Source organism: Stutzerimonas sp., from assembly GCF_982611455.1.
The window spans coordinates 13146-39852 of the sequence record NZ_CEXBBO010000028.1 but is presented as its reverse complement, the minus strand read 5'-3'; the positions used below and the strand labels follow the sequence as shown (position 1 = coordinate 39852).

Genomic DNA, 26707 nt, shown 5'->3' with positions numbered 1-26707 from the left:
GTAAAACGCTGGGTCATGCATTATTGGCATACCGAAGCTGTGACGCCGTTTCGCTGACAAGCGTTATTGCTAGGCATTCGACAGTAAAAACAAGCCAGCCAGGAGCCGACATGAACATCGAAACCAAGTGGCTTGAAGATTTCGTCGCGCTGGCAGCGACGCGAAGTTTTTCCCAGGCGGCAGAGCGGCGCTTCGTCACCCAGCCTGCGTTCAGCCGGCGCATCCGCAGCCTGGAGAACACGCTCGGGCTGACGCTGGTGAACCGTTCGCGCACGCCAGTGGAGCTGACCGAGGCCGGCCAGCTGTTCCTGGTCACGGCGCGAAACATGATCGAGCAGGTAGGTGAGGCGGTGCGCTACCTGCACAATCTCGAGGGGCAGCGCGGCGAAGTCTTGCAGTTCGCCGCCGCGCATTCGTTGGCGCTCGGTTTTTTTCCGGAATGGCTGGCTCGGCTGCGGCGTGATGGCGTCCCGGTAAGCAGTCGGCTGGTGGCGACCAACGTGGGGGAGGCGGTGCACTCGCTTCGCGAAGGTGCTTGCGACCTGATACTCGCTTACTACGACCCGGACGCAGCGCTGCAAATGGATCCGGAGCTATTTCCCTCTTTGTCGCTGGGCCGCACCGAGATCGTGCCGGTCTGTGCGGTGGATGCGGCTGGTGGGCCTCTGTTCGATCCCGACAGCGGCCAGACGGTGCCGCTGTTGGCCTACAGCGCTGGTGCGTCCCTGGGCCGCTCGGTGAATCTGCTGCTGCGCCAGCGCGGTCTGCGGTCGTCCACGGTGTACGAGACGGCCATGGCCGACAGCCTGAAAAGCATGGCGATGCAGCGGCTGGGTCTGGCCTGGGTACCGCGGCTGAGCGTGACCGCGGCGAACTGGTGATTTGCGGCGACGAACAGTGGCGGGTGCCGCTGGAGATTCGCCTGTATCGCTGTGCACTGGTGCGCAAGGCGCCGGTGCGACTGCTCTGGCGCAAGCTGGAAAGCGGTGCGGGGCAGGGCGTAGAAGGTCTGCTGGAGCGCTGAGCGAATTCCGAATCGGCGGCCGGTGGTCATCGTCTGCTGAGCGGACGTTCGGTCTCGGGTGCCGGCAGGCCAGGCCTTGCGATATACTGCGCGGCCTTCGGTCGGACCGATTCCGACCTTGTTCTGCACGGCCGCGCTGTTACCCAGCGCGGCCGTTGTTCCTGATGCGCCCAGGGCGCAAGCGAAGAGGCACGACGATGACCGCACTGGTAGGCGTGATCATGGGCTCCAAGTCCGATTGGTCCACCCTCAGCCACACCGCCGAGATGCTGGAAAAACTCGGCATTCCGCATGAAGTCACCGTGGTGTCCGCACACCGCACCCCCGATCTGCTATTTCAGTACGCCGAAGAGGCCGAAGCGCGCGGTCTGCGCGTAATCATCGCCGGTGCTGGCGGTGCCGCTCACCTGCCGGGCATGTGTGCCGCCAAGACTCATCTGCCGGTGCTTGGTGTGCCAGTGCAATCGTCGATGCTGTCGGGTGTGGATTCGCTGCTGTCCATCGTGCAGATGCCCGCTGGCGTCCCCGTCGCCACGCTAGCCATTGGTAAGGCCGGGGCGGTCAACGCGGCGCTGCTTTCGGCCAGCATCATCGGTCATGAATTTCCCGAGTATCACGCGGCGCTGAAGAAATTCCGCGACGAGCAGACGCAAACGGTGCTGGACAATCCAGATCCGAGGAACGCGTAAATGAAAATTGGCGTGATCGGTGGTGGCCAGCTCGGCCGCATGCTCGCCCTGGCGGGAACGCCGCTGGGCATGAACTTCGCCTTCCTCGACCCTGCGCCGGACGCCTGTGCCGCCGCCCTTGGCGAGCATCTGCGAGCGGACTATGGCGATCAGGACCACCTGCGCCAACTGGCCGATGAAGTGGATCTGGTGACCTTCGAATTCGAGAGCGTGCCGGCCGAAACCGTGGCCTTCCTTTCGCAGTTCGTTCCGGTCTATCCGAGTGCCGAGGCGCTGCGTATCGCTCGCGACCGTTGGTTCGAGAAGTCCATGTTCAAGGATCTCGGCATTCCCACACCGGAATTCGCCGACATCCAGTCTCAGACCGATCTCGACGCCGCGGCAGCCAGCATCGGCCTGCCGGCAGTACTCAAGACCCGTACCCTGGGTTACGACGGCAAGGGCCAGAAGGTGCTGCGCAAGGCTGCCGATGTCGCCAATGCCTTTGCCGAGTTGGGCAGCGTGCCATGCATCCTGGAAGGCTTCGTACCCTTCACTGGAGAAGTGTCGCTGATTGCCGTGCGTGGCCGTGATGGCGAGACCTGCTTCTATCCGCTGGTCCACAACACGCATGAAGAGGGCATCCTGCGGCTGTCGGTCGCCAGCAGCAATCACCCGCTGCAGTCGTTGGCCGAGGACTATGCCGGGCGCGTGCTGACCAAGCTGGACTACGTCGGCGTGCTGGCCTTCGAGTTCTTCGAAGTCGACGGTGGCCTCAAGGCCAACGAGATTGCGCCGCGCGTGCACAACTCCGGCCATTGGACCATCGAAGGTGCCGAGTGCAGCCAGTTCGAGAACCACCTGCGCGCCGTCACCGGTCTGCCGCTGGGCTCGACGGCAAAACTGGGCGAAAGCGCCATGCTCAACTTCATCGGCGAAGTGCCGCCGGTAGCGAAGGTCATCGCCGTCGAAGATTGTCACCTGCATCACTACGGCAAGGCATTCAAGACCGGTCGCAAAGTCGGCCATGCCACGCTGCGCTGCCCGGACCGCGCCACGCTGGACCGGCAGATCACCGCAGTCGAGTCGCTGATCGCCCGCGACTGACCCCGGCCGTCTGGCTTGCCGCATCCGGCAGCGAACTGCCTGGCCCGCCTCAGGTCCGAAGATACGTGACGCGTATTTTTCGGACCTGAGGAGACTGCCAATGGGCATCATCGGAACCATCATCATCGGCCTGATCGTAGGCCTCATCGCACGCTTCCTGAAACCTGGTAATGACAGCATGGGCTGGATCATGACCATCCTGCTGGGTATCGGCGGTTCGCTGCTGGCCACTTATGGCGGTCAAGCCCTTGGGCTCTACCAGGCCGGTGAAGGCGCAGGCTTTATCGGTGCGGTGGTCGGTGCGATCATTCTGCTGGTGATTTACGGCATGGTTACCAGCCGTAAACACTGATCCGTCGGGGCCGCGCCTTTGGCGGCCCCGTTCTCTTCGAATTCTTCGGTTCTCATGCGCTCGATAGTCATCTCTCTGCTGTTGTGTCTTGCCTCCGTCGCTCACGCTGCGCCAGCTGAAATCGATTGGCTCGAACTGATGCCCGCCGAGGACCGCAAGGCGCTGGAGGAGATGCCGGAAATCGAGCACAACTCCCCCGAAACAAACGGCTTCAGCGATCAGGGTGGGCTCAAACAGGAGGCCGGTCTGCCTGAGGTGATGTATTCGGCCAAGACCGTGCCGTCACTCAACGGTCAGCAGATTCGCCTCGGCGGCTATCCGGTGCCACTGGAAACCGACAGCAAGGGTCGCAGCACCGAGTTTTTCCTGGTGCCCTATCCGGGGGCCTGCATCCATGTGCCGCCGCCACCGCCGAACCAGATCGTGATGGTCCGCTATCCGGCTGGCATCGCTCTGGAGGACATTTACGCACCGCTCTGGGTGGACGGCACGCTGCGGATCGAGCCAGTCAGCAACGACCTGGCCGATGCCGCGTACGTGATCACCGCGGCCGAGGTGTCCCTGGTGGATGAAAGTGACCTCTAAGCCGAAACGGCCCCCAATACCGCTCGATCAGGCACAGCGTGAAGCGTTCCGCGCGCTCGCGGCCCAGACCGAAGGCATCGATGTACCGATCTATCAGAAATTCGAAAAGGACCCGCTGGAGCCGATCATCGGGCTCGGTCGCGCCGACGCGCCTATCGCCTTCTTCGGGCGGGATCCCGGTCGTGAAGAGGTCCGCTATGGCGAGCCATTCATCGGTGGCGGCGGCCAACTGGTGCGACGCGTGCTTTACCGGTATTTAAACGGCGAAGACATGCCGGATTTCGAGGCAGGCCGTGCGCTTGGCGCAGCCTTCTTCTGGATCAACACCGTGCCCTACAAACCGCTCGGCAATCGTGCCTGGTCGATGGCGGTCAAGCGTCGCTTTCACCCGCTCATGCGGCGGTTGCTCATCGATAACTGGCAAGGACGCGACATTGTCACGCTCGGTCGCGAGGCGTTTTTCTGGTTCGGTTTGGAGCAATCGCGCGAGCTGCGCCAACAGCTGGATGCATATTGGCAGCGCGACGACCGATTCACAGCGCATTTTGATATCGAACTGGCGACGGAGCAGGGCGTCACGCGGGCGTTTCGTCTGCATCCGTTGCCGCATCCCTCGCCGCGCAACCTGGCCTGGTTCAAACGTTTTCCGGCATTGCTGGAGGCGCGTCTGCAGCAGTTGCTCGATTGAACGACGTCAGTCTTCAGCGCCGTGCTGGCGCATGAAGCTACGGTCGATGTGATCTTTCCAGCGACCCAGCAGCTTGCCTTCAGCGGCCACTCCCGCCCAGCTCAGCATCGCTCCGTGGTGGCCGTCGGCCAATAGGGCGAGACTATGCGCCGGTGGATGATAGTGACGCAGTGGTTGGCCGATCGCCGCCTGGCCCAGGTTGGTCGCCAGCACGCCGGCCTGACGCACCGCTTGGACGCCGTTGCGTGCGGCGCCGGGAAGGCCCGCGCAGTCGCCGCTGGCAAACACATGCGGATGCGAGCGGCTCTGCAGCGACGGCGATATCTCGATGAAGCCGCGTGCATCCAGCCGCAGTCCAGATTCGCGCAACCATTCCAGTGGGCTGGGGCCGGTCGCGACGACTAGGCGTCGACCTTGCCAGCGGATCTGTCCGTCGCCAATCAGCGTGTTGCCATGCACCGCCTGGATCGGCGTCTGCTCGTGAACCTCCACTTTGGCATGTTGCAGGTGATGCAGCGCCAGGCGGCGCAGGCGCGGCGGATGTCCGGCAAGCAACTCGCCCTCGGTGAACAAGCTGAGTGCCGGCACCCGCCCGGCCATGGCCAGCGCCAGTTCGACACCCGCCGCACCGCCACCGAGCACCGCCACCCCTTCGGGAATTTCCTCCCACTGCTGCCAGCGGCGAATGAACTCGGCGAATGGCTTGACCGAAAGCAGCTCCATGCCGTCGCCGGTCTGTACTGGCAACCACGGCAAGGAGCCCAGGTTGAGCGACAGCCAGGTACTGCGCAACGTCGCGCCAGTTGCCAGCAACAGTTCGGGTGTTTCCGGAAGCAGCGCGACCATGGTGCCCTGGATGAACTCCACTTCTGCCGCTGCGCAGAGCTTGGGTAGCGCGACGCGGCACTGGCGCGTCTGGTATTGCTCGGCGATAAGGCCCGGCATCATGCCTGAATACCAGGCATGGGGTTCGGCCGAGACCAGGCCGATCCGGCCCATGGGGCGTTCCCGACTGGCCCACTGGCGCAGCACGCCGAGGTGGCTGTGACCCGCGCCTGCAAGTAGCAGGTCGTAGTCGTTATTCATGGCGCATCAGGCTAGAACTGATGCAAATGGGGTCGAGTTGATTGAGGTCTGTTCGTAGCAGCGTGGCATCCATGGAAATCCCCCTCCATAGCATTGCAACTGGCCGGCAAGCTCGCATCAGCCGCTACCGGATAGCCGTTTGGGCCAGCGGTTCGATGCTCGCTTGCAGTATAGATTCAATGCCGCGGAATACCTTGATCTCAGACGGGTGAAGGTCCTACAGCGCCTCGACGCCAATCGAGACGCTTAGGGTATGGCTGGCGCCGGCGTCCAGCCGGACCATGTCGTCCAATACATTTGCGGTCTCAATACAGACCATGCGCTGCCAGGCATCATCGGCGAATTGCGACAGGCGCTGCGCCTTGTTGATCCAGGGATTCCAAAGCACGGCCGAACGGGAGCCGCGGGTTTCCAGGGTTATTCGGCGATTGAGGCGCGGATCGCGCAGGCTCAAAGTCGGTGGCAAATCAAGGTAGATGCGATCGGTTTCGCCATTGAAACTGAGGCCGCCCTCTTGCTGGCGTTGCTGCCAGTTATCCAGAGTTTCGATATAGGGACGGCCATCCAGACCCTCCACCGTGACCTGATGGATATCGCTGATCGCGAAGTAGCTGTGCAGCGCCTGGGACAGAGCGACCGGGACGTGGCCCTGGTTGCGGCTGGTGAGCGACAGGTGCAGGCGCTGATCCAGGCGGATCTGCAGGCTCAGCTGGACGGCGTGCGGCCAGCCGGGCAGGGCGCCGTCGGCGTTGCAGATAAACTCCAGGGTGGCGCTGTTGGCATCGCTGCGTGAGCTTTTCAGCACCCAATCGATATTGCGCACCAAACCGTGCGCCGGGACCGGTTGGCTGCCTTGATATGCGTCCTGTATTGCTTGCGGATTGCGGGTGAGATCGCCAAACCAGGGCCAGCACACCGGAACGCCGCCACGCACCGCCTGACCCTTCTCGAATGCGGCCTCTTCGCTGAGCCAGATGATCGGTGTCGCATCGCCGTGGCGGTAGCTGAGCACTTGCGCGCCTTGCTCGGCGACGATCACCTCGGCATCGCCGTTGCGGAGGCGCCAGCAGGCAAGTTGATCCATTTCGATGCGCTGAATGTCGACGGGCATGGGCAGTCTCGTTATGGAATTAATGGCAGCTATTCCGACCTTACGAGGTCGGCGGGATTCCCCGCGACCTGGCCGTCGGACTGTCTATGAGAACTACCAGCTGGCAGCGAGGAACAAAGCGTCAGCCTCCAGCCGCTTCACCGCCCCTGACAGGCATCCACGCGCAGCCAGCGCTCCACCAGCTTGAAGCCCTGCATCAGCACGAACGCGATGATCAGATAGATCAGGCCAGCGGTGAGAAACATCTCCTCGTGCATATAAGTGCGTGCAGCGATCTTGCGCGCCATGCCGGTCAGTTCCAGCAGGGTGATGGTGCTGGCCAGGGCGCTGGCCTTGAGCATCAATATCACTTCGTTGCTGTACGCCGGCAGGCCGATGCGTGCTGCGCGCGGCAGGATGATGTGCCACAACGCCTGGCGACGGGACATGCCCAGTGCGCGAGCGGCTTCGACCTCGCCTGCGGGGACATTCTGGATCGCGCCACGCAGAATCTCAGCGATATAGGCGGCGGTGTGCAACGTCATGGTGATGATCGCGCACCAGTAGGGATCACGCAGAAAAGGCCACAGCACACTATCGCGCACGGCCTCGAACTGCGCCATGCCGTAATAGACCAGGAACAATTGCACCAGCAGCGGCGTGCCGCGGAAGAAGAAGATGTAGCCGTAGGGCAACGCGCGCACCGCGAAAATGCGCGAAGACCTTGCGATGCCCAGCGGCAAAGCAAGGATCAGCCCTGTAACGACCGACACGCCGACCAGCTGCAGCGTCAGCCAGGCGCCTTCGAGAAAGTCGGGTAGCCACTTGATGAACAATTCCCAACTCATGCGGCGCTCCTGACAAAACCGCGGCCGGCGCGCTTTTCGAGAAAGTACATGCCAGTCATGGCGATCACAGTCAGGCCCAGGTAGATGAGGGCGGCGACGACGAAGAAGGTGAAGGGCTCCTTGCTGGCGGTCACGGCGATTTGCGAGCTGCGCATGATCTCTTCCAAGCCGATCACCGAAACCAGCGCGGTGTCCTTCATCAATATCATGAAAAGATTGCCTAGGCCGGGCAGGGCCAGGCGCCACATCTGCGGCAGAATCAGCCGCAGGAAGATGCGGCGTTTGCCCAGACCCAGCGCCAAGCCAGCTTCGCGGTGGCCCTTGGGAATGGCGAGCAGGGCGCCGCGGAACACTTCGGTCGCATAGGCGCCGAAGCACAGGCCGAGGGCGATGGTGCCGGCGGCGAAGGGACTGAGGGCAAGATTCTCGATACCGAAAATCTCACCGATACCGCGTACCAGGCCGATGGTGCCGAAGTAGATCAGCAGTACCCAGAGCAGCTCGGGTACGCCGCGCACGATGGTCGAATAAGTGCCGCCGACCCAGCGCAGGGTCGCGTACGGAGAAGTCTTGGCGAGTGCGCCGAGCAGACCGAGCACCAGGCCCAGGGCCAGGGATGCGAGGGCCAGCTGAATGGTCATCCAGGTGCCGGCGATCAGCGCCGGACCGAATCCATGAAGGTCGGGAATCATATGGGCTCAAACACCAAAGCCCGGCCTACCAGTTGGGCGGCCGGGCTTTGATTCAGACGGGTCAATAAATGTTGAACGGGAAATATTTGGCGTTGATCTTCTCGTAAGTGCCGTCGGCAACGATTTCCGCCAGTGCCTTGTTCAGCTTCTCGCGCAGTTCATCGTTGTCCTTGCGCACGGCCATGGCGATCTTGTCGTTGTCGAACACCGGCTCGCCCTTGAATTCGAAGTCCTTGCCGGCGTCGCTCTTGAGCCATTCCCACTGTACGAAGGAGTCGGCGAGGATGCCATCGACGCGGCCCGAGGCCAGATCCAGATAGGCATTTTCCTGGGTGTCATAGAGCTTGATGTCGACGACGTCGTCCATGTTGTCTTCCAGCCAGGTGCCCGCAATGGTGGCGCGCTGGGCACCGATGACCTTGCCATCGAGATAGTCTTCGTCAGTTTTGAAATCGACCGATTTCGGTGCCACGAATTGCAGCTTGTTGGTGTAGTAATGATCGGTGAAGTCGACAGCCTGCTTGCGCTCCTCGGTGACGGACATGGAGGCCGCGAGGAAGTCGAACTTGCCGGCGTTCAGCGCAGGGATGATGCCGTCCCAGTCGGAGGTGACCACTTCGCACTCGACTTCCATCTTGGCGCAGAGGGCGTGGGCGATATCCAGGTCGAACCCGACCACTTGGCCGCTGGCATCGATCAGGTTGAAGGGCGGGTAGGCGCCCTCGGTACCGATACGCAGCTTGTCGGCGGCGAAGGCATTAGCGCCAATCATGAGGGTGGCGGCGGCGGTCAGCAGAATCTTCTTATAGCTTTTCATGCGGTGTTGCTCCATTAGCGATGGCTGGACATGAACTGTTTACAGCGTGCCGATTGCGGGTTGTCAAACACCTGCTCGGGCGTTCCTTGCTCTTCGATCCGGCCCTGGTGAAGAAAAACCACTTCACTGGAAACCTGTTTGGCGAAGTTCATTTCATGCGTGACGAGCAGCATGGTGCGACCTTCGTCGGCCAGCGACCGGATCACTGCAAGCACTTCTTGTACCATTTCCGGGTCGAGCGCCGAGGTCGGCTCGTCGAACAGAATCACTTGCGGCTGCATCGCCAGGGTGCGCGCGATCGCTGCACGTTGCTGCTGGCCGCCGGACAGCTGGCTGGGATAAACATGACGCTTGTCGGCGATGCCCACCTTGGCCAATAGCGCTTCGGCGCTTTCGGTGGCTTCGGCCTTGCTCAGGCCAAGCACGCGGCGTGGCGCCTCGATGATGTTGTCCAGCACGCTCATGTGCGGCCAGAGATTGAAATTCTGAAACACGAAGCCGAGCTTGCTGCGCATCAGATTGATCTGCTTGGCGTCCGCGGCAACCAGATCGCCGTCTTTGGCACGCTTCAGGCGCAACTGTTCGCCGGCGACGAGGATCTCGCCCTCGTTGGGGTTTTCCAGCAGATTGATGCAGCGCAGGAACGTGGATTTTCCGGAGCCGGACGAGCCGAGGATGGAGATCACATCACCGTCGCGCGCTGTCAGCGAGATGCCCTTGAGTACTTCCAGATCGCCGTAGCGCTTGTGCAGGTTGCGGATTTCCAGTGCGGATATGGCCTCAGCCATTGAGCTTCCTCTTCCCGGACCAGGGCATTGCATGGTCCTTTTCTGTGTAAATTGCGCTCCGGCCGACTGCTCGCCATCCTGGCGAGGCGCAAACCTAGCATGGGCTGGGGCATGCGCCAAGCGCGGCGCCATGCCGAACTTCGTGACCGGTTGGTCAGCAAGTGCTGGTCCCGTTGGCGTGCCCTTCTATGTATAGATTAATTTGCCGCTACCGGCGCGAAACGATGAGCGGAACAGCGAGATCGCTACGACTGCCGTCTGCGGAGTTCCTGCAGACGGCACGGCCGCGCGTGGCTTCGCTCATGGCTGATCGGATTTGGGCAGGTCGGGCTCGCCGCCCAGCATCTCGTCGTGCGCTTCCATTTTCCATGGCAGGCTGCCTGGGGAGATATGCAGGAAGTGCAGGTATTTCTCGAACTGATCGAGTATGTCGCTGATGATGTCCTGCTGGTCGTAGCCGTAGATGTCGTAATGCTGGCCACCGCGGCGCAGGAAGACCTCGGCGCGGTAATACTGCTCGTCGGCATCCGGCCCCTCCGAGAGCGCAAATGCGGGCATGGCATAACCGACCATGCGGATCTCGTAAATGAAATCCACCTGATCTTCCTTGATGACTTCCAGATAAACACGGGAGTTGGCCTCGTCTATATGCACCTCGGCGTTCCATTCCTGTCCGCTGAGCTCGCGCTGCACCCGGCGCATGGCCTTGAGCACGGTGCTGCCCATGAATTCCACGACATTGCCGCGATCCGGAAAACTGACCATGCCGGCCAGACGCTTCTTCCACAGGCCCGGGCCCGCGTTGCTGGCCAGGCGGCTGCCCTGCATATGACTTTGCAAGCTGGTTTCATGGTGGCCTTCGATGATCAGTGCGCGCCACATGCCCAGCGCGGCGATCAGCATGATGATGGCGAACGGCAGCGCGCTGGCGATGGTCATGGTCTGCAAGGCACTAAGGCCGCCCGCAAGCAGCAGGGCCGCCGCGACCACGCCCTCGGTTGTCGCCCAGAACACCCGCTGCCAGACCGGCGTATGAATGGCGCCACCGGCGGCCAGCGAGTCGATCACTAGCGAGCCGGAGTCCGACGAGGTCACGAAGAAGGTGACGATCAGCACCACCGCCAGGAACGAGGCGATGGAAGTCATGGGCAGCAGTTCGAACAGCTTGAACAGCGCGATGGCGTTGTCCGCCTGCACATCGGCGATCAGCGAGGTATAGCCTTCGACCATGATCAGGTGCAGTGCGGTATCGCCGAACACCGAGAACCAGAGGAAGGTGAAGATTGTCGGCACGAACATCACGCCGAAGACGAACTGGCGTATCGTCCGGCCGCGGCTGATCTTGGCGATGAACAGCCCGACGAAGGGCGACCAGGCGATGGTCCAGCCAAAGATGAACAGCGTCCAGTTACCGATCCAGTCGCTGCGCGAATAGGCCTGCAGATTGAACGTGCGTTCGATGATGTTGTTCAGGTAACTGCCGGTGTTCTGCAGGAAGGTCTCGAGAATGAAGATGGTCGGGCCGGCGAGGAACACGAACAACAGCAAGGCGATTGCAAGAATCATGTTTAGCAGCGAGAGGTTCTTTACGCCCTTGTCGAGTCCGGCTACCACCGAGCAGATCGCCATGGCGGTGATGACGACGATGGCGATGATCTGCACACCGATGCTGACCGGAATTTCCGGCCATAGATAGTTGATGCCGGCGTTGATCTGGGTGACGGACAGGCCCAGCGTGGTAGCGATACCGAACATCGTGCCGAGGATCGCAAATACATCCACCACATGGCCGATCGGCCCGTAGATGCGCTCCCCAATGATCGGATACAGCGCCGAACGCATCGAAAGCGGTAATCCATGACGGAACGAGAAATAGGCTAGCACCAGGCCGGTCAGCCCGTAGATTGCCCAGATGTGAAAGCCCCAATGGAAGAACGCGATCTGCATCGCCTGCTTGGCGGCATCGACCGTTTCCGGTGCGCCGGCGGGTGGGGAGGCGTAATGCAGCACCGGTTCGGCCACGCCGAAGAATAGCAGCGCGATGCCATAGCCTGCCGAAAACAACATGGCGAACCAAGCCGGGAAACTGTATTGCGGCTCGGCATGGTCCGGTCCCAGCTTGATGTTGCCCCACGGCGTCATGGCGATGCCGACGATGAAGATCAGAAAGAAGGCCACCGACAGCATGTAGAACCAGCCGAAGTTGGTGGTGATGAAGGCCAGCGTCGCGCTGAACACCTCGCCTGCCAGCTCGGGATTGCTCATCGTGCCGACCACCAGCAGCAGGGTCACGACCACTGCCGGGATGAATACGGGGAAGAGAATGATGGCCTTGGGTAGCTTCTTGTCTGCTTCCATATGTCGTTCTGGACTCTTGTTGGAGAGTGGGGCGGAAACGCGCTATGGCTCCGAAAACGAAACTGCTGTCAGAAGGGTAGACGGTGATTTGCCGGGGAATGCTCACCCGGTAATCGGAATCGATGAAGATGCGTTCGCATCAGTCAATTGAGAGAGGGTCGTCAGCGCGCACATGACTGGCGCGACCTTAAGGATTGAGTAACGGATGGCTTGTGCCGATCGAGACGATGCCAGCATGTTGTCGAAGCGGTTAATAAGCTGGTTCCAGCTGGTAGCGACGCAGTATTTTGGGCACCGTGCCGTCTGCTATGGCCGCACTCAGCGCCCGCTCGAAAGCATCGAACTGCGCCGCGCTGATCGTCTTGCGCGACAAGCCGATGCCGTAGGAGACCGCCTCAAGCTCTCCCGCCTCGCGCACGCCGTCGAGTTGTTCATCTTTGATCAAATGCCAAGCCACATCCTGATTGAGCACCGCCAGACCTTCTTCGCCGAAGCGCCCCGACTGCAGCATGTGCAGCAGGCGGCGATTGTTGGCGGTCAGTTGCATTTGCACGTCGGCAACCGATTTGAGGCGTTCGGACAGCACGAAGGAAGTGCCGGATGGGCCGTAGACGCCAATAATCCGACCGGCCAGATCGCTCGGCTGGCTGAATACGAAGGAACTGCCCTCGCGGGCGAAGACACTGTAGCGTGACGTTACCAGCATGCGGGTAATATGAAATTCGCGCTCGCGCTGCGGTGAGCGAACCACGGTGAAGATGCCATCGACTTCGCCCTGTTCGGCCAGGCGCAGCGCCCGCCGCCATGGGTGAACGACAATCGAGCATCCTTGGCGTAGACGCTCGCAGACCGCTTGCACGATTTCCACCAGCGGGCCATTTGCCTGATGTATTTCGGAATCGGTTTGGCTGAAGCCCTCGACCGCATAAGTGAAGGGTGGGAAATCCTCGGTGACAAACGTCCAATCTGCCGCTTTCGCCTGGACGCTAAGCATTAGCCAGATCAGTAAAATCGAGGGGAACGTCCGCACTGCTTGTGCTCCTGCCTGACCGGCCATCCTAGCTATCTGCCGTCCTGAATAAACTGAGACCTTTATATGTCATATTCGGCTAAATGGCAGCCTAGACCAGAATATCGTGGCGTCGACAGAAAAAATCCAACGTGTATATGGCGGGTCCGAGGCCTTGTTTATGGAAGGCGCACAAGAAGCGCAACCAGCCAAGCTTCCAGCTCCGGGTGAACGACAGGCTGACCGCAGCCGAGTAGCGCCATTCCCACCTGAGGTCCTTCACGTACTGCCAAGGTACGAAGTCAAGAAACGCTTCCTGCTTGTCTGAGAGCGCCCTGTAGGGGCCTCGGGCTATGTTGGCCGGATCGTCTCCCGAACATAGCGGGCCGCTGGCACAAATCGCAGGCAATAAAAAACCCCAAGGAGGTTAATTCGCTTGGGGTTTCTCGGTATTAGTGGTGCCAGGGACGGAATCGAACCGTCGTCTGTACCCCTTGCAGTTTCTGGCTTCGACCGATTCGTAAACTGGTCGGTGCCCCTAAAAATGCCCCTAAAACAAAAAATGCCCCGGTTTCGGGTCAGAATCTTACCTACCAGTGCCTACGCCTGCCAGCCTCACGCACGCGCAACGAGGAAACCGGGTTAGCGTTCAATCCGTAGGGCGGGACCGGTGTCGCAACGGACTGGCTCAGATTTCCACCCCCTCCAGGCGTATCGTGACGTTACCGTGTGGTCTTAGTGCTTCACTGGCCTGCCTGCTCCGGCCTGCTGTCAGGTGATCGGAATCTAAACCGATCTACTTTGGAAACCGTGGGGGCGCTTGATATACGTTGATTGTTTTTCAGCCTCACCCCTTGGGGCAACCTTGGGGTGCCTCCCCGTAATCACCCCGTCACCCTTGCACTAACCTTGCTGTGTCGCCTTGTTGCGATCTTGTTGTTCATCTCGCCCAATATCGCCCCAGCGCCTTTCCCTAATCTTACCGTCCGCCTCACCCTGATATCACCCTTCTGGCCTCGCGCGCGTACTGGTCACTAAACCGGCTTTCATGGGGTTGATGCCCCGAAACGGGGTAGTGCGTGAAAAGTGCGCGTGAACGTGCGCACTTCCGTGCGTACCAGCTTGCGCACCAGGACTGCGAACCAATAGCGCGAACATTGCACAGCCCTGCCGTGGTCGGCTTAGCGGGCCATGCCGGAATGCGGATTTTGGGGAAACAAGAATGTGGCTCCCCCTTCGTTCGGGCTGCCAGTCGCGTGAACTCTTGAGCCACCCCCCTTATAGGTTCTCCCGGTGGGGCCGTAGGGCTGCGGGTGATTCGTGCCGTGACCGTTCGCTATATACGGCGCTGGCTGGTGGGTTGGTTGTTGTTTCGTTGTCTCGCTCCAGGCTTCGCAGGTCGGGCGCTGGTGCTGGGCAATAGGCCAACTTGCGCCGGTCGTTTCCGCGTGGCTGGTAATCGTTGCGGGCTTGCTGGCGGGGCTTCCAGCGGAAGGCGGAACCGGAAGCGGGGTCAGCCCGGAAAAGTCGGTATGAAGCGAAAAGGCGGGGCGCGAATCACCCGTGACGGTGCCGGGGGCGGGGGAGAACCTAAGGGGAGTCCTCCCGTCCATAGTGGCCATGCCCGCGCCATCGTGCGCGGTATTCTAGGTTCTAGTCTGCGCTATGGCGCACTAACGGCGCTCGGCTCGCCCGACTCCCTTAGCTGTTCAAGAGCAATGCTGCAAAATATCTCCGCGACAACCGAAAACCCGGTTCCGCTACCAAACATAAATGGAGCGTCTCCGTTGTGCTTGCCGTCGGGGCTAGTCATGGTCAGCTTGCCCTTCTCTTTGATGCAATCAGAAATGCCGATACTCATTTCATATAGCGATACGGACTTTCCATCTGCAGCGGTGAAACGGGTATCAGCGGTAACAATGAGTCTGTTGTGCTCGTCCCGCCCCAAGCTCGCTGAGCCAGGCTTTCCATGGAGCACCGCGCCGCCATCTAAATCGACTAGCTTTGGCCAATCTTCGGCCGCTGCCGCGCCGCTAAGGCAGAGAACAATGAGAAGTAGTAGTTTCTTCATGGGACTTCCTGTCGCGTAGATATTGTTTGCCATCATAGCTAAGCGCACCCTGACCTTGCGCCAAGGCACGCTCGCTATCGCTCCAGCAGTTCGCAAGCATGCGACCAGTTCTGGCGTTCTTACTGCGCCATAAGAACTGGCGCGGCCTTGGTTATGCCTAGAAGCCCTTTTTGGACCGCCTGCTGTGTGCCGGGGCTGTTGCCTTGACCGAGCACAGCAGAGCGCAGCAAACCACTGTTCAGCGCAGAGTTTGCCGCCCTGCCAGCGCCCAACAGACCTATGCCGATAGGAATGCCACCTGCCCCCGCCCCGACACCAATACCGGTAGATCCGATAATCAACCGCTGAAGTGCGCCGTGAGGGCTCTCGCGAGTGACCATGAACTGTGCCGCAATGTCCGCCAGCTCCTGCAGGTCAGGGCTATTGACGTTCTTCATGTTCGCTAGACGAGCGATGGAGATATCACCCTCCGCGCCGTTCTTGGCGATCTTCTCCAGCTTAAGCATGTTGCCGTACTGCTGGCGAGTCGCTGCAAACTTGGCTGCCTCTTCCGGGCCAAGGCTGCGATCCAAGGCGCCCATTAGCGACTTTTTCAGGTCAAGCGCGTAATACGCCTCGGGCGAGTTGCGCTTGCCGATTCGATCCAGAGTGCGCTTGATGTTGTATGCCGCTTGCCCGTCAATCTCGCCGGACGCCGCCTTGGCAATAATGTCGTCTATCTGGCTCTTGATTATCCGCTCGCCATCGCTGCCAAGCTCTCGAGAAGCACGGTTTGCATGCTCTGCCAAGTCGTCAAGGAACGTCTGGTCGACGCGCACGCGGTTGTTCCTCAGCACGTCATCGAACTTACTGCCAAGCTCGGCGCCGGCCTTTCGCAGTGCCATGGTCACGTTGTCCGAGTCCTGCCCGAACGTGCGCGACAAGGCGCGGTTGAGCTGGCTCGTCATACGCTCCTGCGTTGCTGCGCGACCGCTCAGCGGCATGTATTCCAGCGAGGCCGCCAGGGCATTCAGTGGTTTGCTGTTGGCAATGCGGTCTGCAGGGATTTGCACGCCGAGCGCCTTGGCCCGGTCAGCCAATGCGACAACCTCGGGCGCGACGCTGCCACGAATGGCACGGCCGGCATGACGCACTCCGCTGATACCAACAGGCAGCGCTCCGCCCATCAGTGCGCCTAGCCCCGCGTCCTCCGGGTTAATGAGCCCTGCGGCGGCTGCTCCCGTTATCGCTCCGCCAGCGCCACGAGTGGCCAAGCCTGCAAGGCCAGTTTTACCTGCCACGTTGAGTCCGCCAGACGACAGCGCGCTGGCCAGTGACGGAGCAGCGCCTGCCGCGCGCGCGCCGCCAGCCAGAGCCGGTCCGGCGCCTGCGGTCCCGGCGATCTCGCCAGCAATCTTGCCGGTTTTGTAGAGCATGGAATCAGGCTGCGCGCCCATCTCGCGCAGACCGCCATCGATGCCTGCGCGTCGCTCGCGGTTGGACTCGAGCGACAGCCCTTTGCCGGCCAGCGCGTCTTTGGCCATGTCGTAAGGCGCAAGGATGGTCGAACCAATGGAGCCAGCACCGCGCACGGCGCCCGCCAGCAGATTGCCGGCCCCCTGGCCAACAGACTGGAGCATTGATGGTTCGGGTTCGTCCCATACAATCGAAGCAGGGTCGATAGCGGGCCTTTTGGGAGCCTCGTCCCAAATGACTGTGCTCGGATCTGGCCGGCTAGATTCTTGCTCAAGCCGGGCGCGAAACTCGAATTCTTCTTCCTCGTTTAGAGGGGTGAGCATTTTCATGCGGCTATGGCCTCCGCTGGCGGCAAAAGCCTTTCTGCCAAGGCAATTAACGCGGCGCAGGCTTGAATGTCGCCCGCAGCGGCGGCATCGCGAAGCCGATTTCGGGCCGCCTCTACTTCGTGCTTGGTCAAATCCCTTGCGCGACCCCGCCGTTTGTTTGGTTGCTGATCTTCTGAGAAGGCCATCGTTAGCGTCCTGTAATGAGTAGCTGAGAAATACATGTCGTGTAAGTTTACATGCTAGCAAAGACCGTGCTTATCACAAGTTTTTGCTGTGTATCTGTCCAGTATTGATGGGGCGGCTTGCCTGTCGCTGCCGCCAACCAAGCCGCGCTTCCGTCTCGATGTGGAGCGCCATCCGTGGCGCCTGCGATCAAACCACGCGCAGCACGGGCGGCAGCTTCGGCCCGGAGGGGGCGCCGGGTGCGAACGGATCGGGTAGCGCTCCCTCTGGTGCGTTGCGGATGAAGTCAGCCATAGCCAGTAGGCAGGCTTGATACAGCGGCCCGCCGTCGCCCCAGGCTGCGCCGTGGCCTGTTGCGCTGTCCTCCAGGCAGGCAATAAGCACCAGCTCGTGTAGCCCGGTGTCGCCGTCGCGGATCGCTTGTGCTCGATGCGCCGGGTTCACGCTCAGCAGATCGCACAGCCGGCCAAAGCCAAGTGCCGCCGTGGTGCTGGTGCTTTGCAGGATGACGGCCCGGCCTATCCCGATCAGCGCCCGGTTCATACCTTCCAGCGATTCGGCTAGATGGTCGCTGGCTTGCTGCTCCAGGTCGGCAACGGCTGCGGCAGTGAATGGCAGAAAGGCTTTCAGTTTCGCGGCTTTGCGTCTCAGTGCGCGCCGTTCTTGGTGGATCGTTGCGCGCTCATGACAAAAAAGGCGACATATCCGGCGCGTGGCGATCAGTTGCGTGCTCACGCTGGCGCCTGGCTTGTCGGCTATGTTGGCGAGTGCTCGAATCTGGCTGGCTTTCATGGGTTCGGCTCCTTTGGTGCGCCGTCTAGTTCGGCATCAGCCCAGCGCCAGCGAGCGGCGGCAAAGGCTTCGGAATAGGTCATTGGCTGTCCGACCATGTAACCAATCGGCTGGCCTGCTCGGGTGATCCTCCAGGCGGCGCGCTTCGGCTCGCTGGTGGCCTCTGGTGCGGTTGGTCGTGCTGGTGCGCTGGTCGGCTGCTGCGGATCGTTTGCGGCGGGTTGAACAGGTGCGGTAGCTGGTGCTGGTCGCGGATCGTTCGATAGCCCCAGGTGCTCGGCAAGCTGTGCAAGTGCGCTCATTTCGCTTTTCCTTTTGTGTTTTGCCGTGGGGACAGAGGGGACAAAGGGGGCAGCCAGTAACGGCGCGGGCTGTAGCTGTCCCCTATGCCTGTCACTGGGTGGGGGCAAAGGGGGCAAATTGTCCGGCCTGTCCCCACTGTCCCCTTGCCTTTGCAGCGGGTGGGGGCAGCTCTAGCCCTTGCGGCACTAGGGCGCCCCCGCTGTCCCCACTGTCCCCAGTAGGAAATGCAAGGTTCGTTTACTGTTCCGGCTCCAGCCTGGCGGCGTCGATCCAGTACAGTTTTTCCTTGCGCCCGCTGGGCAGCCGCTTGGTGGCTTGGGCACGGCCCGGTTCACGCTTGGCAATTGCTCCGACCGACTCCAGTGCCAGCACCACGCGCCCCAGGTCGTAACCTTTGGCGGCTTCCTCCAGGCCGGGGCGGTTGAATAGGTACAGGCGCCCGGTCGGGCTGTCCTCCCAATACCCGGCGCGGTCCCTGGCTTCGCCTTCGGGGTCATCGGCGGATGAAAACCGGGTGTCGCCGTGGCGGGCGATGAAGTCAGCGATTGCGCGCAATATCTGCCGATCCTCGCTTGGGCCTTGCCCCCGGCCTGCTCGCCATACCTCAAACAGCCCCAACATTGCGTCGCGGGCTGCGCCAGTCGGAAGGGGGAGAATGCCAAAGCTGATAGCCAGTTCCCCCGCCATAGCCACCAGGGCGAAGCGTTCGGCAGCGCGGCTTTCCTGCCCGCTGGTGCTCGGGTACTGGTTGCAGAGTTGCGCCAGCAGCGCGGGCAAGTCGTCCTGCTCGCCAAGCTCCAGCAGCTTGCGGATAAACTGCGGCCCGGCGTGCCCGTAGTGCGTCACGCTGGCGCGCTGTATCGCGTCGGAGAACTCCCGGCCCCCGGTCATGCCGTGCAAGTTGTCCCAGGCGCCGAAGGCGCGTCGGGCGGGTATATCCAGCAGGCGGATTTCCTGTCCGGCCCGGCTGCGCTTGCCGCCTTCGGCCATCAGCGCCGATAGCCCCAGCTCACCAGATGAAAACAGCATGACGCGCCAGCGCTTCGCAGCCCGTGCCGAACCGTTGCGGCTGGCTCTGGCCTTGCCGGTGCCGTTCGCCATCGCGTAGACCACGGCGCCTATCTCCCGTGGGTCGGCCTCGCCTATCTCATCCAGCGCCAGCAGCGTGTCATTGCGTTGGCTGGCAATGCCTTCCAGCCCGTTGCCAGTAGCGCGCCAAGTGCGCTTGAAGTCTTCACCGTGCCCCCATACCGAAGCCCCGGCCAGAATGGCGGAACTCTTGCCGGTGCTGGAATCGCCGACGATGTGAAAGCCCCCGCCTTGCCGTTGGACGTGGTACAGCAGCGGCCCGGCAAGAGAAGCGCACACGCTCAGCACCAGCAACGGGTTGCCCTCGCACTTGGCGCCGATGCTGTCTTGCCAGCCTTCCAGGGTCCCGCCTTGGCGGTAGTCGTCACCGTTGGCGGCTTCGCTCTGGAAGATCGCTTTGCCCTTGCCTATGTTCTGGCGCGGCATGATGAAAAGTTCGCGGGTGTGCCAGCCGGTAGACGTGGCCGCTATCACGCGGTCCTTTGGGTATTGCGCGGCGATGTACTGGCAGACCTTGGCGCGGCGCTGGTAATCAACGTCCAGGCCCATGCCCAGCAGAACGGACAGGATCGAATCGGGCTTGCCCGCCAATAGCTCGTTGGGCATTGCCCAGGTCAGTTCGCGGCGGTCGGCGTTGCGGAATCGCAGCAGGCGCCCGTAATCGCCGTCCTGGCCTTCGTTGCGGGTGACGGCTTCGACATGCAAAGGCCCGCACAGCCATTCATCGAACGGCAGATACTCGCCGCTTTGCTTGTCCAGGCTTTGCCCGTGATACCAGACGCCGGGGCGCAGCTTCACGCCGTCCAGTGTGATGGCGTGTTCATACACCCGGTAGCAGGGGCGCTCGATGGCTGGCGCGACGGCTTCCGGCACAATCGGGGTGACGATGGCTGCGCTCATTGTGCGGCCCTCCAGTTGGCTAGATCGTTGAAGTCCGAAAGCTCCAGCGGGGCATCAGCGGGAAAGGGTGGCAGTACCAGCCCACAGCCCAGTACGGCGGCGGCTTGGGTGGCTGCGGCGCGCCCGGGGTTCCCCTTGCCCTCGGCTTCGGTCTGGCGGTCGTCATCCCCCGCGATAATCAACGGGCTGTCCGGGTGGTGCCGTTGAAGCTGGCGCCCGACTTCAAGCAGGTTGCCCGCATTCATGGCGCAGGCCACGGCGGCGCCGGTTTCGGCATGGATGGTCGCCCCGGTTGCCCAGCCTTCGCAGACATACAGCGGCTGGCCTGGCTCCAATACGCCAATAGGCGAATAGGCACCCTTTACCCGGCCTCCAGATAGGAAACGCTTACTGCCGTCCGCTGCTATGCGTTGCAGGTTGCACAGGTAGCCATCGGCATACAGCGGCACCAGCAGAACGTCACCACGTTGGCGCATGCGATGCGGGGCAATGCGCTTGCGGGTCAGGTAGGGGTGCTCGGGGGCAGCCGGTCGGGCCTCGCTCCATAGCGTGCCCGCATAGCTGGCTGTCGCAATCTGGCGCCGGGTCTGGTCGGCTTCGCGTTGCTCCCGTGCCTGCTCGACGCGCTGGCGGATCAATTCGGCTTCCATCGGGTCGGCGGGTTTGCGGCTGCTCCAGGTGCTAGAACCTCCCGCCTTCCAACTACCGAACGCACCCGATGCGATGCCGTCCAGGTGTAAGACGTACCAGCCGTTGAGTGTGCCGGCCTTGTCGTCTGGCACGCGGAAGCGGTGAATGGTGCCGTCTGCCACAGGCAGCCAATCCAGCGGTCCGAACGTGGCTTGCAGGGCGTCGCGGAAGGCCAGTTCGGCTTTCTCCAGGCAAGCCGATCCCCTCGGCGCGCGGGCGCCGTTTTGAATGGTCATGGTTAGCCCTCTGCGGTCGGGTTCGGTGAGGCGGCCTTGCGGCGCTCCAGCTCGTACTCGGCGCCGTTCGCAACGTCCACGAGCCTGCCGGACAGGGTGCCCAGCGAGTTGATAAGCCAGCCGATATTGCGGGCGGTATCGTTGGATAGCTCGCCAGCGTCGGCAGTCCAGGCCAGCAGCTCACCGATAGCGGAAATGCCGTGCGCCACGGTCAGCGCCTCGCATTCAGCTGTGCGCTCGATGGCGTCCAGATCATCAGTGGACAGACGGCCCATGCGCAAAGGATCGGGCAGCAGGTGACTCCAGCAGACGGCGCTCATTGGGCACCCCCTACGGCGTCGGCCTTCTCTTGCAGCTCACTGGCGCGGCAATCCATGTAGTTAGCCAGATCGTCGGCCAGGTACTGCCCCAAGCTGGCCAAATCCTGCACACGGCTTGCGCGTGCCTCCAGCAGTGCGGGGCTTGGCTCAAGCTCCCGGTGAATCGCAGTCATCAGGGCGGCGAGCCATCGGGCGTGCTCCTTCCCATAACGGACCTGTTCGATTGCGTCGTCTGCGACGCTGGCCATAGCGGCGAGGCGACTGCTCATTGCACACCCCCTACGGTTTCCAGGGAACGGGCGCGGGCCATCGCTTCGTTGTAGCGGCGCAGGCGGACGGACAGGGACGAATCGGAACGCAGCGCAGCGAAGGCGCGGGCCTTCCAGGCGGCGGCATGGGTGGACGGATTGCGGGTGGTTTGCATGGGTGGTGCTCCTTGGATTGTGGAGCTGCCACGAACCGTCGCCAAACGATTAGGGGTGGCAGCTGTACGCGGGTTGGCGAACCGGCATCCAAGGGAACCGGCAGACCTTTCGGTCTCCCACGCACAGCCGCCATAACGGACTGCGGGCACAAAAAAAGCGCCAGCTGTCTGCGGTGCGGCGCTTGTGCGCCTTGGATAGTTCGGGTCGCCAAACCCGGTCGCTGAATTTGCAGCAACGGGCGAACCATAGCGCTGCTGGTGCTGGCTGGCAAGTGCAAAGGCGATCATGCGGCCACCCCCTTCGGCTTGCAGGTCAGGGCCACCAGAACGGCGCGGGCGCGCTTGTGCTGGCTCGGCGGCAGACTGTAGCGGGTCACGGCGCAAGGGGCGCCCCAGCGGTTCGGGACGCGCTCTTGTTTGCGCTCGATTGCCAGCCCGTAGCGATTCGCCAGAACTGCAATGGTGCTAGGCAAACAGTGATCGCCGATGCGCTCGGCTTCGAAACGGTTAACGCTGGCGCCGCTCAGCATGTGCGCCAGAATGCGAGCAATCTTGCTCGGGCCTTCGGTGGTAGCATTTGCCTTGCGCGGGCGGCTTTGTTCTTCGGGACGGGTCGCCTTTTTCATTTCAGGCTACCTCCCGCTGTGCGGCCATTTCATCGCACCAAGCCAAGATTTCAGCCTCGACAAAACAGCTTGATTTCGGACCTAACTTGACCTGCTTCGGAAAGGTTCCGGCAGCAATTCGCCGGTAGATTTCAGACGTGGAAAGGCTCGTGTACTCCTTCACCGTGGCCAGCTTGATAAAGCGGCGGGGAAGTTGGGCGGGGTTGGTATGTGCGGCCATATCGTGTTGCCTCTTGGGCTTTGTTGAACACGATTGGTATTGAATACACCGAAGGGGCCTTGCACCATGCCGAGATTTAGCCGTCGAGTTGTTCCGGAAAGAGTCGTCGGACGGGTTATTCCGACTGCGCCTCGATACTTGCAAGAGCCTCCAGTTCCGCGAGGCTATCCATTAATTCTGCGGCCAGCTTAGGCACTGTTTTCCGGAAACTGTCACCACCTTTGCGGTAGCCAACAGCCTCTGCCATTAGATGATGAGAAATTTGGTTGCCCGTTTCCTTCGCCCAGATGAAGAGATCGAGATAAGGCAATAGGCCGTAACGCCCCCAGTCCTTATATGCGGGGCGCTCCCTCTTGCTAGTACCGCTCGGTCGCTCGGCGCGGGCAGTTCTGAGCCAGTCGGCAAAAGCTTCAATCAGCACAGGGTCAGAGGCTTGGAGGTCGACCATTACTGGATAGGCAGAATCAAAGAGCCTCGTTATCGTGCCTACGCGTGCTTCAAGAGCCCAATTATCACAGTTGCCCGCTGCGACGTGCTCCCATAAACAAGTTCGGCTCTCGTCGCCTCTATCATGCTGCGCTTGCCAAGCTAGATCTTGGAATATCAATGGACGTATCGGCATTGAATGGCCGCACACTCCCTCCTCGATTGGTGAACTTCGCAATGCCTCCAAAACAGCAGGAAGCCACTCGTGGATCTGCGGATAAAGCTCCATCGGAAGACGGTGGTTTTCCATCACGCCGAAGCAGTCTAGGATTACGGAGCGGGTTTCCAGATTGTTTGCCCATCGCGCAGCGTTAAACGACTCACACTCGCGGTATTTCTCCAACCGGAACCACTCCGGTAGCTGTGCAAGCGTTTCGATCTTTGCCAATACCATGCCCTCCCAGGCGCCCCACGTCCTGAATAGATCGGCTGGTCAGGCGGGTGGGAAGTCCGCTTTTCGCTCCGTCGAGCTAGGCCAGCCAAAACCATTAAGCCTTGCGCTTGATACTCACCACGTTGGTGCCGCCACATTGCGCGTCTATCGAATCAGCCCAGGCTTGCATCATTTCCCGGCGCTGCTCCAGGTAGGTCGCGTGGTTGTAGGTGTCGCGGATTTCGTCGTTGTCGCCGTGGGCTAGCTGGCGCTCGATCCAGTCCCGGTTATAGCCGCGCCCGTTGAGTTCGGTACTCAGCAGGTGGCGGAAGCCGTGGCCGGTCTGGCGGCCCTCGTAGCCCATCAGGCGCAGCGCCTTGTTAATCGTGTTCTCGCTCATTGGCCGGTCGGGGTTTTGCTGGCCTGCGAACACTAGCGGGTAATCGCCCGTGATTTCCTTGAGCTGGCGCAGGATGGCAACGGCTTGGCGGGGCAGGGGCACCACATGCGGGCGGCGGGCTTTCATGCGCGCTTTCGGAATGGTCCAGGTGGCGCCGTCCAGATCGAACTCCGACCAGGGCGCCTGGCGTAGCTCTCCAGGCCGAACGACTGTCAGCACCAGCAAGCGGATGGCGCAGCGGGTCAGGGTGTTAAGCGTGGTCGATTCGATCTTGCCCAGCAGCTCGGGCAGTTCGGCAAAGGCAACGTGCGGATGGTGCCGGGTGGCTTTTGGCGGTGCGGCTACCACGTCCAGATCGGTGGCCGGGTTGGCTTCGACCACGCCACTAGCCAGACCGAAGCGGAATATCTGGTGTAGCCATTGGCGAATCTTGCCAGCGGCGTTCAAGGTGCCGCGCGCTTCGACCTTGCGCACCAGCTCGACCAGCTCCGGGCGGCTGATAGCTTTAACCGGGCGCGCGCCGATGCCGGGTATCAGGTCGTTTTCCATGTACAGCTTCGCCTTGTAGGCGGTGCTTTCGGCCCAGCGTGGCGCGTTGTAGGCGTACCACTCTCGCGCCAACGTCTCGAATGTCATGCCATCGGCCCGTTGCGCTTGTTTGGCGGCTTTTTTCTCTGCGCTGGGGTCAGCCCCTTGGGCCAGCAGCTCGCGTGCGTCTGTGCGCCTCTGGCGGGCTTGCTGTAGAGACACGGCAGGGTAAGCGCCCAAGGCCAGCCGCTTTTCCTTGCCATCGAAACGGTACTTGAGGCGCCACAGCTTCGAGCCGTTGGGCGTGACCTCCAGATATAGCCCTTGGCCGTCGGTCAGCTTGTAGGGACTGTCCTTGGGCTTGGCTACCTTGATCGCGCTGTCCGTCAGCGGCGTGGCTTTCCGTGGCATGGGGCGCACCTCGTAGGGGCATAAATTTGACCGAACCGGCCATGCCCCAAAGAATGCCCCTAAAGATTGGGGCTTACAAGGGTTTCCACGGGAAGTATAGACAACAAAAAACCCGCACTAGGCGGGCTTCTTGTGGGCTTTCGGGTGATGCTGACACCACCTGAAAACGAAAGGTGGTGCCCAGGGACGGAATCGAACCGCCGACACGGGGATTTTCAATCCCCTGCTCTACCGACTGAGCTACCTGGGCAACGGGGCGCTATTAGACGGATTTGGCTTTTGCCTGTCAAGCGCGGCCGGGAAAATATTTAGCCAGAACGGGCGTTTAGCGCTGTGCTCGGTCTTTATCAGCCGCTTCCGGTAGGTCTCGGGGAAGGCGGGCATGACAGAGCGCCGTGCGCTTTGGCTACGACGGCTTATTCGCTTGGCGGTACGTAACCTTCGGCCTGGGCGTAATCGTCACCGGAGAAGAATTTGTCCATCTCGGCCTGCAGGAACTTGCGATCCTCGGTATTCATCATGTTCAGGCGACGTTCGTTGATCAGCATAGTCTGGTGCTTTTGCCAGTCATCCCAGGCCTTCTTCGATACGTTGTTGTAGATATCCTCGCCCTTTGGTCCCGGATACGGTGGGCGGTCGAGGCCGGGGAGTTCTTCTTTGTATTTGCGGCAGTTCACGGTGCGAGTCATGACATTTCTCCTGCGTTCAATTCAGCGGCGGCGCGCTTGAGCAGCGTCTTTACCGGGGCGGGAAGTCCCAGTCGCGGCGGGGTGGCGAGGTTATACCAGAGCCAGTCCGCCTCGGCCACGGCACCGGCCCTGGACTGAACCTGAATCAGCCAAGGCTCTATGGCCAGTTGAAAATGGCTGAAGGTATGGCTCAGGCCAGGTAGCTCGCGACGATCCTGCACCTGCAGGGCGTGACGTTCGGCGAGCGGGTCGAGGGCGGCGAGATCGTCCAGCTCCGGCAGGCTCCAGAGCCCGCCCCAGAGGCCGGTCGAAGGACGGCGATAAAGCAGGATGGCGCCCTCATGGTTGGCCAGCAGCGGCATCAGGGTGCGCTTCTGCGGCAGCGCCTTGCGGGGTTTGGGTATCGGAAATTCGGTTTCGCGACCGAGCAGATGGGCGCGACAGCCGGCTTTCAGAGGACAGAGCAGGCAGCTGGGTTTGCTGCGCGTGCAGAGCGTCGCGCCCAGATCCATCATGGCCTGGGTGTAGTGGTTGACCCGTTCCCGAGGGGTAAGGCGCTCGGCGACATCCCATAGCTGCCTGGCGACTTTGGGTTCGCCCGGATAGCCATTCTGGGCCATATAGCGGGCGAGCACGCGTTTGACGTTGCCGTCGAGAATCGGGGCGCGCAAGCCCATGCTCAGGCTGGCGATCGCGCCGGCGGTGGAGCGGCCGATGCCCGGCAACTCTGCCAGTTGATCCACACATTTCGGGAATTCACCGCCATGCTCGGCGACGACCAGTTTGGCTGTCTTGTGCAGGTTGCGTGCACGGCTGTAGTAGCCGAGTCCGGTCCAAAGATGCAGCACTTCGTCTTCAGCGGCGCCGGCCAATGCTTCGACCGTGGGCAGGGCGTCCATGAAACGATCGAAATAGCCGAGTACGGTGCTGACCTGGGTCTGTTGCAGCATGATCTCCGAAACCCAGACCCGGTACGGTGTGATGCGTTGCTGCCAGGGCAGATCCTTGCGGCCGTGACGGTCGTACCAGTCGAGAACGGCTGCGCCGAACTGCTCTGAATTCATTGGTTC

The 26707-nt window shown here is 61.6% G+C and carries 28 protein-coding genes, 1 tRNA gene and 1 pseudogene; 6 read left to right on the top strand and 24 right to left on the bottom strand.

Features of this window, described 5'->3' with window-relative positions; genetic code table 11:
* Nucleotides 1–110: 110 nt before the first annotated feature.
* The 6 genes and pseudogenes from AC2LD7_RS16285 (at nucleotide 111) to AC2LD7_RS16260 (ending at nucleotide 4424) form a co-directional block, all read left to right on the top strand.
* Nucleotides 111–1024: pseudogene (locus tag AC2LD7_RS16285) on the top strand (LysR substrate-binding domain-containing protein).
* 197 nt (nucleotides 1025–1221) lie between these two features.
* Nucleotides 1222–1713: a 5-(carboxyamino)imidazole ribonucleotide mutase gene (purE, locus tag AC2LD7_RS16280; RefSeq protein WP_484598771.1), complete on the top strand. Its 492-nt coding sequence runs from the start codon at nucleotides 1222–1224 to the stop codon at nucleotides 1711–1713.
* On the top strand, nucleotides 1714–2799 hold the full coding sequence (locus AC2LD7_RS16275) for a 5-(carboxyamino)imidazole ribonucleotide synthase (RefSeq protein ID WP_484598770.1): 1086 nt from the start codon (nucleotides 1714–1716) through the stop codon (nucleotides 2797–2799).
* Between the two features lie 100 nt (nucleotides 2800–2899).
* Complete coding sequence (locus tag AC2LD7_RS16270; protein ID WP_138406381.1) at nucleotides 2900–3151, top strand: GlsB/YeaQ/YmgE family stress response membrane protein; 252 nt, start codon at nucleotides 2900–2902, stop codon at nucleotides 3149–3151.
* A gap of 54 nt (nucleotides 3152–3205) precedes the next feature.
* Nucleotides 3206–3736: a DUF3299 domain-containing protein gene (locus tag AC2LD7_RS16265; RefSeq protein WP_484598769.1), complete on the top strand. Its 531-nt coding sequence runs from the start codon at nucleotides 3206–3208 to the stop codon at nucleotides 3734–3736.
* Nucleotides 3720–4424 (top strand): uracil-DNA glycosylase family protein, encoded by a 705-nt coding sequence (locus AC2LD7_RS16260; RefSeq protein ID WP_484598768.1) that lies wholly within the window; start codon nucleotides 3720–3722, stop codon nucleotides 4422–4424. The genes AC2LD7_RS16265 and AC2LD7_RS16260 overlap by 17 nt, the downstream gene beginning before the upstream one ends.
* 6 nt (nucleotides 4425–4430) lie before the next feature.
* On the opposite strand, the gene AC2LD7_RS16255 is transcribed toward AC2LD7_RS16260, so the two are convergent.
* From AC2LD7_RS16255 to mutY, 24 genes are all read right to left on the bottom strand, one after another.
* Nucleotides 4431–5510: an FAD-dependent oxidoreductase gene (locus AC2LD7_RS16255; protein ID WP_484598767.1), complete on the bottom strand. Its 1080-nt coding sequence runs from the start codon at nucleotides 5508–5510 to the stop codon at nucleotides 4431–4433.
* Between the two features lie 217 nt (nucleotides 5511–5727).
* Nucleotides 5728–6621: a D-hexose-6-phosphate mutarotase gene (locus tag AC2LD7_RS16250; protein ID WP_484598766.1), complete on the bottom strand. Its 894-nt coding sequence runs from the start codon at nucleotides 6619–6621 to the stop codon at nucleotides 5728–5730.
* Nucleotides 6622–6758: 137 nt separating this feature from the next.
* Nucleotides 6759–7448, bottom strand: coding sequence for an ABC transporter permease (locus AC2LD7_RS16245; protein WP_484598765.1), 690 nt, complete (start codon nucleotides 7446–7448; stop codon nucleotides 6759–6761).
* Complete coding sequence (locus AC2LD7_RS16240; protein ID WP_484598764.1) at nucleotides 7445–8140, bottom strand: ABC transporter permease; 696 nt, start codon at nucleotides 8138–8140, stop codon at nucleotides 7445–7447. The genes AC2LD7_RS16245 and AC2LD7_RS16240 overlap by 4 nt, the downstream gene beginning before the upstream one ends.
* Nucleotides 8141–8201: 61 nt before the next feature.
* A complete protein-coding gene (locus AC2LD7_RS16235) occupies nucleotides 8202–8957 on the bottom strand; it encodes an ABC transporter substrate-binding protein (RefSeq protein WP_484598763.1) in 756 nt (251 codons plus the stop codon).
* A gap of 14 nt (nucleotides 8958–8971) precedes the next feature.
* Nucleotides 8972–9745: an ABC transporter ATP-binding protein gene (locus AC2LD7_RS16230; RefSeq protein ID WP_484598762.1), complete on the bottom strand. Its 774-nt coding sequence runs from the start codon at nucleotides 9743–9745 to the stop codon at nucleotides 8972–8974.
* Between the two features lie 300 nt (nucleotides 9746–10045).
* Nucleotides 10046–12103, bottom strand: coding sequence for a BCCT family transporter (locus AC2LD7_RS16225; RefSeq protein WP_484598761.1), 2058 nt, complete (start codon nucleotides 12101–12103; stop codon nucleotides 10046–10048).
* Nucleotides 12104–12353: 250 nt separating this feature from the next.
* Nucleotides 12354–13160, bottom strand: a complete 807-nt coding sequence (locus tag AC2LD7_RS16220; protein ID WP_484598760.1) for a substrate-binding periplasmic protein — start codon at nucleotides 13158–13160, stop codon at nucleotides 12354–12356.
* A 1615-nt stretch (nucleotides 13161–14775) separates the two neighbouring features.
* On the bottom strand, nucleotides 14776–15183 hold the full coding sequence (locus AC2LD7_RS16215) for a hypothetical protein (RefSeq protein ID WP_484598759.1): 408 nt from the start codon (nucleotides 15181–15183) through the stop codon (nucleotides 14776–14778).
* A gap of 119 nt (nucleotides 15184–15302) precedes the next feature.
* Nucleotides 15303–16802, bottom strand: coding sequence for a hypothetical protein (locus AC2LD7_RS16210; RefSeq protein ID WP_484598758.1), 1500 nt, complete (start codon nucleotides 16800–16802; stop codon nucleotides 15303–15305).
* Nucleotides 16803–17339: 537 nt separating this feature from the next.
* Nucleotides 17340–17942, bottom strand: coding sequence for a hypothetical protein (locus tag AC2LD7_RS16205; RefSeq protein WP_484598757.1), 603 nt, complete (start codon nucleotides 17940–17942; stop codon nucleotides 17340–17342).
* On the bottom strand, nucleotides 17939–18244 hold the full coding sequence (locus tag AC2LD7_RS16200; RefSeq protein ID WP_484598756.1) for a hypothetical protein: 306 nt from the start codon (nucleotides 18242–18244) through the stop codon (nucleotides 17939–17941). The genes AC2LD7_RS16205 and AC2LD7_RS16200 overlap by 4 nt, the downstream gene beginning before the upstream one ends.
* Nucleotides 18245–18482: 238 nt before the next feature.
* The gene (locus tag AC2LD7_RS16195) at nucleotides 18483–20234 is read right to left on the bottom strand and encodes a DUF927 domain-containing protein (protein WP_484598755.1); all 1752 of its coding nucleotides are present in this window, start codon (nucleotides 20232–20234) and stop codon (nucleotides 18483–18485) included.
* Nucleotides 20231–21160 carry a toprim domain-containing protein gene (locus AC2LD7_RS16190; protein ID WP_484598754.1) on the bottom strand — a complete coding sequence of 310 codons (930 nt, stop codon included), beginning with the start codon at nucleotides 21158–21160 and terminating at the stop codon, nucleotides 20231–20233. The genes AC2LD7_RS16195 and AC2LD7_RS16190 overlap by 4 nt, the downstream gene beginning before the upstream one ends.
* 2 nt (nucleotides 21161–21162) lie before the next feature.
* Nucleotides 21163–21480: a hypothetical protein gene (locus AC2LD7_RS16185; RefSeq protein ID WP_484598753.1), complete on the bottom strand. Its 318-nt coding sequence runs from the start codon at nucleotides 21478–21480 to the stop codon at nucleotides 21163–21165.
* Nucleotides 21477–21749 (bottom strand): hypothetical protein, encoded by a 273-nt coding sequence (locus AC2LD7_RS16180; protein ID WP_213662106.1) that lies wholly within the window; start codon nucleotides 21747–21749, stop codon nucleotides 21477–21479. The genes AC2LD7_RS16185 and AC2LD7_RS16180 overlap by 4 nt, the downstream gene beginning before the upstream one ends.
* On the bottom strand, nucleotides 21746–21904 hold the full coding sequence (locus AC2LD7_RS16175; protein WP_167134062.1) for a hypothetical protein: 159 nt from the start codon (nucleotides 21902–21904) through the stop codon (nucleotides 21746–21748). Before AC2LD7_RS16175 ends, AC2LD7_RS16180 begins: the two co-directional genes overlap by 4 nt.
* A 284-nt stretch (nucleotides 21905–22188) precedes the next feature.
* Nucleotides 22189–22530 (bottom strand): hypothetical protein, encoded by a 342-nt coding sequence (locus AC2LD7_RS16170; RefSeq protein ID WP_484598752.1) that lies wholly within the window; start codon nucleotides 22528–22530, stop codon nucleotides 22189–22191.
* Between the two features lies 1 nt (nucleotide 22531).
* Complete coding sequence (locus AC2LD7_RS16165) at nucleotides 22532–22750, bottom strand: helix-turn-helix transcriptional regulator (protein ID WP_484598751.1); 219 nt, start codon at nucleotides 22748–22750, stop codon at nucleotides 22532–22534.
* Between the two features lie 115 nt (nucleotides 22751–22865).
* Nucleotides 22866–23624: a DUF6387 family protein gene (locus AC2LD7_RS16160; RefSeq protein ID WP_484598750.1), complete on the bottom strand. Its 759-nt coding sequence runs from the start codon at nucleotides 23622–23624 to the stop codon at nucleotides 22866–22868.
* Between the two features lie 100 nt (nucleotides 23625–23724).
* Complete coding sequence (locus AC2LD7_RS16155) at nucleotides 23725–24948, bottom strand: tyrosine-type recombinase/integrase (protein WP_484598749.1); 1224 nt, start codon at nucleotides 24946–24948, stop codon at nucleotides 23725–23727.
* A gap of 174 nt (nucleotides 24949–25122) precedes the next feature.
* Nucleotides 25123–25198, bottom strand: a tRNA-Phe gene (locus AC2LD7_RS16150).
* A gap of 166 nt (nucleotides 25199–25364) precedes the next feature.
* Nucleotides 25365–25637 carry an oxidative damage protection protein gene (locus tag AC2LD7_RS16145; protein ID WP_484598748.1) on the bottom strand — a complete coding sequence of 91 codons (273 nt, stop codon included), beginning with the start codon at nucleotides 25635–25637 and terminating at the stop codon, nucleotides 25365–25367.
* On the bottom strand, nucleotides 25634–26701 hold the full coding sequence (gene mutY, locus AC2LD7_RS16140) for an A/G-specific adenine glycosylase (RefSeq protein ID WP_484598747.1): 1068 nt from the start codon (nucleotides 26699–26701) through the stop codon (nucleotides 25634–25636). Before mutY ends, AC2LD7_RS16145 begins: the two co-directional genes overlap by 4 nt.
* Between the last annotated feature and the right edge of the window lie 6 nt (nucleotides 26702–26707).